7 protein-coding genes are annotated in these 13,399 nt (G+C 34.2%); all 7 read right to left on the minus strand.

Features of this window, described 5'->3' with window-relative positions; all coding sequences use genetic code 11:
* Nucleotides 1-457 precede the first annotated feature (457 nt).
* The 7 genes from EV196_RS02295 to ruvA all read right to left on the minus strand — a co-directional run bounded on the left by EV196_RS02295 (nucleotide 458) and on the right by ruvA (nucleotide 13,384).
* Nucleotides 458-2,566, minus strand: a complete 2,109-nt coding sequence (locus EV196_RS02295) for an energy transducer TonB (RefSeq protein ID WP_132214478.1) — start codon at nucleotides 2,564-2,566, stop codon at nucleotides 458-460.
* 361 nt (nucleotides 2,567-2,927) lie between these two features.
* Nucleotides 2,928-3,716 carry an energy transducer TonB gene (locus tag EV196_RS02300; RefSeq protein WP_132214480.1) on the minus strand — a complete coding sequence of 263 codons (789 nt, stop codon included), beginning with the start codon at nucleotides 3,714-3,716 and terminating at the stop codon, nucleotides 2,928-2,930.
* A 203-nt stretch (nucleotides 3,717-3,919) separates the two neighbouring features.
* Entirely contained in the window at nucleotides 3,920-4,642 is a 723-nt protein-coding gene (locus EV196_RS02305; protein WP_132214482.1) for an energy transducer TonB, read from the minus strand.
* A gap of 64 nt (nucleotides 4,643-4,706) precedes the next feature.
* Complete coding sequence (locus EV196_RS02310) at nucleotides 4,707-5,081, minus strand: VanZ family protein (protein WP_132214484.1); 375 nt, start codon at nucleotides 5,079-5,081, stop codon at nucleotides 4,707-4,709.
* A complete protein-coding gene (gene gcvH, locus EV196_RS02315; protein ID WP_132214486.1) occupies nucleotides 5,074-5,454 on the minus strand; it encodes a glycine cleavage system protein GcvH in 381 nt (126 codons plus the stop codon). The genes EV196_RS02310 and gcvH overlap by 8 nt, the downstream gene beginning before the upstream one ends.
* A gap of 67 nt (nucleotides 5,455-5,521) precedes the next feature.
* Nucleotides 5,522-12,796 (minus strand): T9SS outer membrane translocon Sov/SprA, encoded by a 7,275-nt coding sequence (gene sov / locus EV196_RS02320; protein WP_394343238.1) that lies wholly within the window; start codon nucleotides 12,794-12,796, stop codon nucleotides 5,522-5,524.
* Nucleotides 12,797-12,802: 6 nt separating this feature from the next.
* Nucleotides 12,803-13,384, minus strand: a complete 582-nt coding sequence (ruvA, locus tag EV196_RS02325; RefSeq protein WP_132214488.1) for a Holliday junction branch migration protein RuvA — start codon at nucleotides 13,382-13,384, stop codon at nucleotides 12,803-12,805.
* Between the last annotated feature and the right edge of the window lie 15 nt (nucleotides 13,385-13,399).

Here is a 13,399-nt window from a genome sequence, read left to right on the forward strand (position 1 = left end):
ATGATTTCTATGTCGATTCTTTCGTTTAGCATTTCTTTTTTATTTCAATCCCACAAGTTATAAAAGATTTGACCGTTTTGTTCGGTTTGTTGGTTTTTTTGTTCACATTTTACGGTGGATAATTTGAGCACAAATATAATAAACATCTCTTTATTTTTTTTGAGCGTTGACTTTTTGCGTTGGAAAAAATATATTAAACTTTTAATATAGTAATACTACTAAAAATTAACTGGGTTTATGTTAAGCTGCCTTAGGGATAGCAATGGAAATCCTTTTTAAAACTTGATAGTAAAAATTAAGGTTAGAACTAAAAATTTGGCAGATTGCTTCGTCCTTCGTACTCGCCATGACGTTTTAAAAAGATTGAAATGGATAGCCCGACCCGATAGGGTAACGCCCAAAAAAATAAAAGTTGTAGTTATAATTTATGAGATGCTGAAACAAGTTCAGCATGACACTAAAAATCAAAATACCAATTAAACAAATCGGTTCTAATACCGAAGTTAAACCAAACGGTATTGCTTTTAACAATAGTAGCGTTTTCTGTTTCTGGGTTAAAATTTCTAACAATAACATCGGCAAATATTTTAAGGTTGGTTGCTGGGTTAATTAAATAGCCTGCTTGCAAATTACCATTAAATATGTTGGTTTTTATGCCTTGCCCTATTTCAACACCGGTATCAAAAGGTCTGTCGAAATAGTTTCTGTAAATATCGCCACCATAACTAAAATTGTCTGTGCCATCGTTAATATCAAAGCCTTTAACTCCAAAAATTAATTTGGCGTTTGCAAACCAACGTTTGTAATGGTACCGCCCAATTATGATCGCTTCACTAAAATTGGAGTTCCATAAATGTGCCATCGATTGGTTATTATGGGCATAGTTTAACACGATGGTATTGTGTGAGTAGGTGTATGGGCGCACGCGGTTGTATTCAAACTGAAGCAATAAATTGTCCACTTTAAAAGCGTTGTAATATTTAACCCCTAATTGGTAACCAAATTTGTTTTTGTAACTCTTCTCGCCTGCTTGAATATCGCTAAGTGAAAATTCATCTAAAATAAATTGACTATATAGATTCACGTTATCATTCCATTTGTATTTGGCTGATGCCCCCATAATGGCATTTCCCGCACCTTGACCTGTTTCAAACTCAATAGCGCGGTAAAATATAATGGGATTTAGATAGTTTATATCAAAACCTCTGTCGTTGCTATTGGTCCATAAAACGGATTCAAACAGACCTATATTTAATTTTTCCGATACATTATAACTTAAATAATGGCTCGCCATGTATTTGGTTAAAAAGGCTTTATCTTGAATTACTTCATCTCTTACATCTTTTAACCACATCCAGGTATTGGTGTATTTTATTTTCCAAAACGAGGTGTTTAATTTTAAAAATGGGTGCGGACTCGCCACATCGCTTAACAATAGCGAACGATACCCATCCCCTATAAAATTTTTACCATGGCCAAATTGAATATTTAAAAACTTAGCTGGCGCATACGATAAATAGGCTTCTGCCACCGGATAATCATACGAATCGGTTTTGAAACGCTTCGCAATACCACGCCCCGGAATAATAGCTGGATCTGGGCCAAAAGCTTTTAAACTTTCAGCATATTCGTTTATGTATTGAGCGAAACGGCCTTGACTTTCAAAAACGGATGTGTAAAAACTTAACTTGCTTCCCAAGCCACCTTGTACCAATATACCACGGGTGTTATTGTAGGTTGAATTGAAATCGGCATTGGCATCGGTGCCCGTTTCTAAATCTAAAATAGGGTCTACCGTAAACCAATAATCTTTTCCTTGTAATTGCACCAAATGTTCGTTCCAAAGTTTTCTTCCTACCCAAGTATCGGTTTCTTTTAGCAACTTGTGTTTTTCAGCTTTAAAGTCATAATATTTTGAAACGTCGTTATAAACAAATGGTTTGGATGCGGTATGGCTATTGGTACCAACCATATTCATTTGTCTATCAAACTTGGCATAATCGCTATGTGTAAACGGAATATTTAATTGACTGGAATATGCTTGGTCTTCAAATGCTTTCAATGACTTATTTACACTATCAAATTCCGATTTTGCTTGCTGCTCCAGTTTAGATAGTTGGTTTTGGGTGTTGTTTTCTGCTATATCTTGAGATACTGCTGTTTGTTTAACTAGCGGAATACGAATGGGAATAGTGTATTGCTTATAGGTTTTTCTGCCATTATAAGTCGCTGGCTTTACCTGTGGAAAAATTGAAAATACGCGTTTTACTTCAGTTTTCAATTCATCGTACATGGCCTCTACATACAGTACTTTAAATTGTCCTGAGGTATCTACTTCAAAAAGGACAATAACTTCACCTTTATATTTTTCTTTAGAAACCTTTTCAGGCACTTTAAAGGTCTTAAAAATATGATTGTAAACTTGGGTATCAAAACACTGTTGTAACGCATCTATTGTTAAACTATCACAACTTGGGAATACAGGAGGTTTTTCATTATAAACGCTATTTTGCGAATGTATGCTGAGGCTTGTAAAAAGTAGGAACAGAACAACGAATTGCTTCATGGTTTTTATTAACTTGGATTTAGAGCTGAAAGATACTATATTTTTAATAATCGTTAATTAAGATGAGATCGGAATAACGAATAATTACATATTATTGATTTCCAGTTAAATAATTTGTTTTGTCAGGTTGAGCGCAGTCGAAACCAAATTAAAAATCGAACTTTTAAAAACCTTTCGACTCGCTTTGCGAGCTACCTTTGAACAAAATATATTTTGTTCTCTGTAATGCTCAAGGTGACATAGTTGATATTAGTGACAAAAGAACTTTAAAATTGAATTTATTCTGTCGAACTTACGTTAATTAAAAAAGCCGTTATCGATGCATAGATAACGGCTTTTAGCTTATAAAATTATAGTGTGATTAATTTTGTACTTCAAATACAATAGGCAATGTATAAATAACGCCTACATTTTTATCACGTTGTTTTCCTGGAGTCATTTCTGGAATAATATTAATAACACGCGCTGCTTCTTTTTCTAATTCAGGATGTGGACCTCTCACTTGAATTTCGTTCACATGTCCTGTTTTATCAATTTTAAATTGGGTATGTATCACTTGCTTACCCGACAAACCTAATTCGCTACCCAAATTGGTATTAAACTTTTTTTGAATTAGTTGAGTAATCTTATCAGACATACACTTACGCTTTTCATCGTTGGTTTTTTTGTTTTCACAACCGGGGTAAACAGGAACAAACTCAATAGTTTCAAAACGAACATTAGCATCATCTTTAGGCTTGTCTACAAGTTTTAAATTGCCGGTAATAAAAGGTTGAGTGACTGTTGCTGTTGGTTTTGCTGGTTCATCAATAAAAACATCGGGAGTTTCATTAGTAACCTCTTTATAATCATTAGTATCTGGAGTGCTCGTTTTCTGCTTTACTGGTTCGTCAACAACGACTACTTCAGGTTTAAAAACGGTAACGTCTGCCATGTAAACCTCATCTGGAGGCAGCCGGTCTGCAACCTTTGGAATGGTTGTTTCAAATTTCATCTCTAACAGCCCATAGGCTGCGAGTAAACAAATAATTAAGCCTATTTGAAAATAAAGGCTTGAGTTTTTTCGTAAATTTGCATCATACTTTTGTGAGTTTTTCACGTTTTCTCCATTTTGGCGAATGGATTCGTGAGTTTTTTTTGGATTACTCATAATAATTAAAGTTTAAATGTTAATATTATGGTAAAGTCTCAATAAGTGTACCAAAAAAGAAATCCCGTTACAAAAATTGTAACGGGATTCTATATGCCTTATTCAAAACTGTAAATCAACAGTTCCGACCTCTCCGAAGAAGATAGAAAATAAAAAACTCAAAGTTGCCTTTGAGTTTTTTATTTATTAAGATAAGATTATTCCTAGTCTTGTACTTGAAAAACGATTGGTAATGAATAAGGAACGGTTACTGCTTTACCACGTTGTTTACCTGGTTGCATTTTAGGAAGCATTCCAATAACACGTGCCGCTTCTTTTTCTAAACCTGGGTGCGGTGCTCTAGCACGAATACCAGTTACATCGCCATTTTTATCTATTTTGAAAATAACGTTAATACGTTGTCTTCCTGATAAACCTAATTCGCTTGCTAACTCTGTGTTGAATTTTTTATTTACAAAGTCAGATATTTTTTGAGCCATACAATTTCTTTTCGCATTGTTATCGCCTCCTTCACAACCTGGGAATACAGGTACGTTTTCAATAACAGCAAAAGGTACCTCAACATCTTCTTCAATGGCAGGAGCTACTTTTACAGCTTCTACTTTTACAATTTTTTGTTCTTGATTCGATTCTGTAGATTCTATAACAGTTTCTTCCACTTCTACCTCATCCTCTACAATTTCAATAACTTCAGGAGCTGCTGGTGGCGGTGGCGGTGGCGGTGGCGTTGCTAATTGTTGTGTTAAAGGAATTTCTTCAACTAATTCTTCTTCCATACTCACCATGCCTATATCGACACTTGCTTTATCATATGTTTTGAAATTGATAGCAAAATTTGTTAAGAATAACATTAATGCTAAACCAATTGCGAAATAAAGTGAACTGTTACGTCCAACATTTGCTTTAGGATTTTTTTTAGGTTCCATAATTTTTAATTGTTTTTCAAGATTGGTAAAATAACTATTTATTTATCAAATAAGCAAGTGTTTGTTATTTTTTAATAGTAATCAAATTTTTAATAGATATAATTACTACCGCAAGAAACACGCCTATGGTATTCGCCATCACATCATATAAATCGGCTGATCTTGATGACGTTAGTGTTCCCTGTAGTATCTCAATAATTATACCAAATATTATTGAAAAAACTGCAGTATACATTAATGCTTTCTTTTTTTCAAAATTAAATGCTTTATAAAAGGTGCTGTACCATAAAAAAGCTAGCACCGTGTACGATAAAAAGTGAAATATTTTATCGCCAAAAGACACGCCAACATCTGGAATGTTATTTATTTTAATTAAACAAACTGCAGCTAAAGCCACCGTGAAAAGTACACTTATTAAAATAATGAGCTTTTTAAGCACCTATAAGCGTTTTATAAGCATCGGCAGACATCAAGTTTTCTAACTGTGATAGGTCTGAACATTTCAACTTTATCATCCAACCATCGCCGTATGGGTCTGTGTTTACTTTCTCTGGTTCATCTTCTAAAGCCGTATTGAACTCAATAATTTCACCAGATAATGGCAAAAATAAATCGGATACTGTTTTTACAGCTTCAACCGAACCAAAAATTTCTTCTGCTTCTAAGGTTTCATCTAAGGTTTCAACTTCAACATACACAATATCGCCCAATTCACTTTGTGCAAAATCTGTAATACCAATAGTTGCAATATCACCTTCAACACTTACCCACTCGTGGTCTTTTGTATATTTTAATTCTGATGGAATGTTCATGTTATTATTTTAAGTTAGTACAAAGCAAATGTATTTATTCAAATTTTAAAATTCAAACAATTATAAGTTAATTCCCGAAATTATATCGGATGGTAAAACCAGAGCGAATAGTTGTTTGAGGGAATGCTGTTGAAATAGCATATTCTGAAAATGTATAATCAAAATAAAAGATTCCCGTTAGATTTTTACTAAACGCATAATCGGCAGTATATTTTACACCCCAAATAGTTTGACCTGATGTTACTTGGTTATTTTCTAAATCTAAATATCTAATAATAGTTTTGTTGTCTCTTATCGATATATCTGCTTTCATATTCAAATCGCTCACAATACGTTTACTTGGTCCCGCTAAATTGGAATTGATACGTAAATCCTTAATCCTATACCCTAAGCCCAAAATGTATTCCATTCCTTGCACTTCGGTCATTAAATTATTATCGAAACTAAGCGACATTAAACGGTCTTTTTTAATTTCAGTTAATATCTTAACTGAATTGTTCATTTCGAAATCGATTCGAACTAACGGACTAAACATTTCGGTTAAGTTGATGTTACTGAATAAGGTTTCACTTTTATAATTTCCAGATTGGTTAAAAACTTCTGTGTCTTGGTCATCATAAGCCTCATTAAAATCTGGTTTTACATAATCTAAATTCGTTTGAAACTGATTAATAGTGTATGTTGAACGATAACCATGAGTTAAAGAGAAACGTTTAAAGTTCTTTTTAAACCAAGCAAACTTCATGAAACCTGTGTATTTTAAGTCCCAATTAGGAATGGGTACATCTCTAAACGCTGAGGTTTTTACTTTGCTGGCATCCTGCCCAGAATATGCCGCTAAAAATGCTGGCAATAATACCGCTTGACTGTTTTTGCCAAACCCTTTAGGGTAACCATCGTCATCCAAATCTGTTAAATCGGCACCTTTTTCTTGCGCTAAGCGTTGGGCAACTATAAGTCTGTTAGCCCTAAAATCATTAAACGCATCGGAAGATGTTTCATCACTTTTACTAAATGCCGTTTTAATTAAAACGGTTGAAATATTGAAATTACCAAACGTATTTGGTGTTAGTGAATTATAAACACCGTTTGTAACATTATAATTTTCGGTGTAATTTTCATAATAAGTTCTATTCCCGGTTAAATCTATTTTCAAATCTTTTACTGGCTCTAAACTTGCAGAGATATCCATTTGTTTTGTATTGGTAGACGTATACTGCTCATTAAAATCTGGATACACGGTTAACCAACCACGTCTAGCTGCTAAATCTCTAATATCGCTTTGGCTACCAAATGTAAAAGCTGTTGTAGGTTTTAAAGTACCAATAAAACCGGGCGTTTGTAAATACCCTGGTAAGTATATTCCGTTATTTTCAGAATAATTAAACTGAATTCTTTTAATACTTGTTAAAATATCGACGCCTGCATTTAACAACTTAGTAGCAGATTGACTTTTAATTTTTGGCTGATTTGTTTTATTCTGATTTGCATTAGGAACACCCCCTGGAGGCGTTGTTCTTGCTCTTGATCTAGAAATTGGTTTCTTAACCAAACCTATATATCTATACAATTTATTCATATCTAAAGTTGTATTGATATTATGTGTATTGGCATTCTGAATGGTGTTTCCTAAATCGTAAGTATTACCCTCTAATTCTAATTCACCATATAAATCGGATCCTTTTTGCCATTGGAAATTACCACTATATTGATAAGTTGCATTTAAAAAACTAAAGGTTGGAATTTTATTAATTGGTATTTGATAGGTGATGCCCAAGTTTTGCGATTGCCTATTTGGGTCTCCAAAATCGAAAAAGCCATCCCAAACATTTAAGGTTTCATCTTGCTCACCATTGATGATATTATCTTTGAAATAATTACGAACAATATTATTATTTGCCGCAGTGAAATTGAAACTTAGTGATTCCGTGAAATTATAATTGATGGTGTACTGGAAATCAAATGTATAATTTCTTCTGAACAATTCTTCAATACCAATATTATCGCCTCCAAGTTCTACTTCTCTAAATTTCTGTTTATTGAACTGTCTATTAAACTCCGAATTTACAGTGAAACTTGATGGTAATAAATTCACATTAAAATCTTTTAAAATTTTCCAGTATTTACCCATAAATAAGGAATCGTTCTTTTTAAAAGGTTCTACTTTTATAGGGTTAAAGTTAAACGCATAATTTGCTCCAGCACGTACTGTTTGATTTAACGAGTTTTCAATTTCAAAATCTCTATGCTCTACTTTATTATATGAATAATTTAACGTGACATTTTCCACATCATAAAAACGTGGTTTTGCATCGGTGGTTCTGGTTTTTCTAACGCCTATAAAATTGATACTTTGGCGTTTTGTATAATCTTCCGATTGTTCTTTTATTAAATCTTTATCTGCGGTTGTTTCTGCAGCATCTATTCTGGATTGCAAAGTTAAATCTTCATAATATGCATCATATTTAGGCGTAATCAATTCTTCACTTTGTCCATAATTAAATGGCACTTGAATACCCCATTTTTTAGGCAATAATTGACCCACATTAATATTGGTTACCACATCATATTGCTTAACATCTTCCAAACTACGTTGGCTAGGACCTTGCTCTATAGAACCAAACCCCGAAGTGCTTTGTCTTGCTGTGGCACTGATGTTCATAAAATCGGCAATATTGGTATCTAAACTTACTACGGCAGCCCAACCACCTTCGTTATCCATATCAGACAAACGTAATTCATTAAACCAAACCTCGGCACAAACGGGAGATGGTACTGGATCTGCATCATTTGAACCATCTAAAACAGCATTTTTAACACCAACCATCAACGTTCTAATATCACCATAATTAGGATTTCCTTTTATGGTAACACGATGTTGCCCTGGGATATATGCAGAAAATTCATCAACAGCGGTATCATCCAAAACCCCGTCTATTACATTATAAAACTTTTGATCTTCGGTAGATAAAGTTGGGTTTGCTATTTCCAAGGCTTTAATTTGTCCTAAGATATTAATGGGTAAGTTAATTTCATTATTCGTGGGCCAAAGACCTTCAGCGGTTGTTGATGTTGAAACCTCTAATGGCAATTCTATTTGATAATAGTTTTCTGTTAAATCGTTACCCATACGAATAAAACCAACAACGGTACTGGTGTTACTAGGAATACCGGTGTCTTCTTCTTGAAGATGCATAAACATACGCATGCGCTTGTATTGACGCATATCTAAATCGAAGTTTTTGTAAACACCTCTAGAATCTTGCGATTCTAAATTACATACATTTACCAATAATGATTGCTCATTTTGTTCAACGACCGTATTGTTATTGTACAACTCTTCTGCTTCAATACCTGGAGGCCTTTGATAACTGCCATCATTTTCAAGTGTACCAATTACCCCTACAGTAAAATCAGTGCCATCATCGGTTGGATCATCCTCATCTACTTCTAATGTTTGTGTGTAACGTCTCCATTCACTTCTTACTAAATCTAGAGTTCCAAAACGAAAAACGGTTGGTTGTGTAAATTCTTTAAGGAATAAACGCGTAAAACGCACCGAACGCAAATCGGTAATACCTCCCACTGGTTTTCTTAAACTTCCTTCCACAGGAATTCTAAACAAATACCATCTAACATCAGGTGTATCGCCATTTGGCAATGTTCTTGTCTCAGATTTAAAATCAACTATATACTCTTTTAAAGGGTTGCTTGAAGTCGATAAATTATTAAAATCCAATTCTGATAATGGTAAATTTTGTCTAGTTATTGGTAACTCATATTCGTAATAACTATCAATAGTATTCATGGTATTATCACGATTCACATCCTCTACATCGGGTTGGGTATTGGACCCCCTGTTTGTATCGGTAAAAGTATCTGGTGTGTTCCCCTGAACACCGTTGTAATTTTTATAACGATCGAAAATATCACCATCAGTATTTAAGAAATAAGTGTAATTGTCTTTTGATGGATCACTACCAAAGTTTGCACCAAAAGCAGTTATTTCAGCAGCATCGTCATAACCATCATAACCAACATCTTGGTTTGTACGCTCATCTCCAGTAGAATCAAACGCATATACTAATGATTGGTTTAATGGTACTACCGTACCCCAAGAAGTTGTATTTAATAAACTTATATCGCCATCTTTAGGTAACCCATTTTCATAAAGTTTTTTATCATCTTTGATAATATCTTCTGAAATATTACCTAAGTTGAATACCAATTTACCCCCAGGATTTGATGGATTTTCTTGAAACGGATCTTGCATCCAAAACTCAATATATTCTACGTTTTGTTGTTCAAAATCGGTTGAAGTTAATTGGCGTGTAATACCTGCCCAATTGTTATAAGCTTCGGTGGAATTAATGCCGTCGGCAGCCGAAGGGTCGAAATTATAAGGCCCTCTTTCTGTTGGGTAATAGGCTAAATCTAACGTGTTTATTACGGTATTTTGACCTTGTACTAAATCTCTGTCTGGGAATAATTCTTTTATAAAAACACGACTTGTGTATAAACTGGACATATCGTTATCTGAAATACCATTGGGCCGTTGGCTTGTGTAAAAAATAGGGTCGATACTATACCAATTTAACATGGCTCTACCATAACCACTTTCAATACCATTGGTGTATTCTGGGTCTGTGACACCATCGCCATCCAAATCAGATGGTCTACTTGACAGAAACCACGATTGTTGTGACTTTAAATCGATGGAATTTTGAGAGCCCTCAAAATCGTCAACATACGAAGTGGCTTCACCATTTAAGTTCGTGCCATTTGGAGATCCCGGAGCTAAATAAGCGAACTCACCACGCAAAGATAAATTTGATTCTACATCGGTATCAATATTTGGTAAGGCATTTGCTAATCGGGTTAAAAATGGCACTTTGGTTGAATAATTACCATTAAAACCAAATATGGTGTTATTAATTGGTTCTGTACCGTAATTGGCTTTTTGGGTAATTGGGCGTTCATTTAAATTTAAAAGTGTTGCCCCCAACACAAAATTTTCATTAAACTTATGCTCCACATTAATACCTGTAAAACGTTTAGTTTGTTGACCAAAAACGGCATTATTTTCTGTTGAAATTTCTATAGGTGTATCAGAAGCTTTTAAGGCTTCGTCTAAAATTTCAACGGTACCTAATTGATAATTTACTGTATAATCGATACCTTCTACTAAAACGCGCCCTCCAGCTGTAACTGTAACCGAACCTTGTGGCACATTAAATGACCCAATAGAAATTCCGCTACTTCCACTAGACTTATAACTTCCTTTAAGTTTGAATTTATTTTTTTCAACTTCTTCTAAGGCTGCTGTTTTTGTGCTTTTATATAATGTTCTATATACATACTTCTTTTGATTCTCATTAAAATCAGCAGGATTCGTTATAGCACCTTGGTAATTTTCTGAGAGATCAAGTCTCAATTTCTCAAATAAATATTCACCAAAAGGTTCTGCACTAGGGAAAATAATTTTTCCTGTTTGCGACAATACGGTAATGCCTTCAACATAATCGAAAAAACCATCACCACTTGTTTGCGGATCGTTATTGTAATTCAATTTATCTAAACTAAATACGCGCAACAAAGGGGTTTCTTCCAAAGGATCTTCGTTAGCCCCTGGTGTTGGAAATGCCGTAGAGCCTACTGGTTTAATATAATTTAAAGGCGAGGCTTCATTATAAAAAATATTCAGTTTAAAATCATCAGAACTTAAATTATATGCACCAGTATCGTAGATGTTTTTCATCATCAAATCCCAAACAGGCTGCGCGACACTAGTAACGCTGCTTTTTAGTAATTTCACTATTAAATTGCTGTTCACCACATTTGTTACATCTCCAGAAGTATTTGTAGTTACATCAGTAGCATCAACCCCATCATTAGCAAATTCACCTACTTGGTATACTTTGCCTCCTAATGTGTATTGAAATGCCACGGCTAAAACCTCATCATTATTTAACCGTTGGTTTAATGAAATGTAACCTAACTGTGTGTTTATAGTATATTCTTGATTGCTAATTAACTTTCGGGCATTTTCTAATTTGGCATAATCATAACCTTCTCGAACACCTGATACAGAGATACCCGCTTGGACTGTGGAAACATCTCGAATAGCTGAATTAATTTGAGAACTCCCTACACCAATATTAGTTGGATCGAAGGCATTATTTTTGTTACTTGGGTAAGCTCCTGGTGATGCTGATATTGTTACTGCTGAACCCACTTTAGATGGATCTGACTCACCAATATCTTGCAATGCTACAATATTCCTAACGTTGCTGGTGGTATTGCTTCGGTTGGTAATCCAAACTTCATACCGTGTTATTTGCAACCCTTTGTTGTTTATATATGGATAGGTTTCCAAAGCAGTATCATAGGTGTCTCTAAAATATTGTGCTAAAAAGAAATGACGGTTTTCATCATAATCTTGAATATAGAACTCAAATTCCTCTAAAGTACCACCGCCTTGTGAAACTACAGTATTGGCTTCCGATTTTTGTTCAGAGAACACGCCTGTAACCGTAGTTTTACCAAATTTTAATTGAGCTTTAACACCAAATAAACTTTGTGCACCTGTAATAAGGGAACTGTTTAAAGGCATACTTACGTTACCAACTTCTATTTTTTGAATGATATCGTCTTCGGTTGGAGTATATTCTAATTTAATGAGGTTTTGAAAATCGAATGTAGATTGTGTATCGTAATTGGCGGTTACTTGAAGACGCGTTCCTACTTTACCCAATAAACTTAAACTGATACGTTGATCGAAATCGAAAGTAAAATTGCTTCGGTTTCTTGGTGAAAACGAGGGGTTATCCTGTTTTGAAAAAAGAACCCCTAAATCCATTTCTACCGAACCTTGCGGCACCACTTCAATAGTATTGCTTCCAAAAATGGATTCAAAAAAGTCTGATTTTACATAAAACTCGGGCAAAAGATTTTTTTGGGCATCGTCGGACCCTTCCTTTTTACCATCAAAAGCACTTATTTTTTCTTTGTAATATTCTTTAACACTTTCTCTAGCTACTAAAGCATAATACTCTTTAGGCGTTAAAATAACCGGATAGTTTATGTTAAAACCGCCTATTTTTTCGGTATAAATATAACGGTCTGTTAAGGCATCATAGGTGTACTTCGATTCTATGCTATTAGGATTTGGTGTTTTAATACTTCCTAAATTAAAACCCGTTTTCACCGAATCTTGAGCGGTTGGCTGTTGCGACCATGCAGCAACAGAAAACAAAAACAGAACAACTAAAAATGTGCTTCGACCGGGCTTAGCAATACATTTATCAATGGATTTATAAAAATTAAGGTTGGTTATATTCAAAATCTATTATAAATTTTTTAAAGCTTGTTTAATAATGGTTTCTACATTAGCATCTGGTTGTGCCGAAACAATTTTTTCCACAACACGTTCTGCTTGTTTTCTTACAAAACCAAGTACTTCTAAAGCAGATAACGCTTCATCTTTATTGGTATTGCCTTTAGAAACAGAAACTTCATCAATATCATAAATCTTTAAGACCTTATCTTTCAAATCTATAATAACACGTTGAGCTGTTTTTGCCCCAATCCCTTTTATACCTTGAATTAACGCCACATCGCTACTGGCAATGCCTTCTATAACTTGTTTTGGTGTTAAGGAGGACAACATAGTACGTGCAATACTAGCGCCAATACCACTAACGGATATTAATAACCTAAAAATTTCACGTTCTGCCAACGATGAAAATCCATAAAGTGTATGCGAATCTTCTTTTATTTGTAAATGCGTGAAAAGTTTTAAATGCTCACCATTGGGAATTTGAGAATAGGTATGCAATGAAATATTTAGCATATATCCCATACCATTACAATCTATAACAACATCTGTTGGGTTTTTCTCTACAAGTTTTCCTTGAATATGTGTAATCATTTATAGCAATTCGTT

The sequence above is a fragment of the Mariniflexile fucanivorans genome, from assembly GCF_004341235.1.
Taxonomy (GTDB): domain Bacteria; phylum Bacteroidota; class Bacteroidia; order Flavobacteriales; family Flavobacteriaceae; genus Mariniflexile; species Mariniflexile fucanivorans.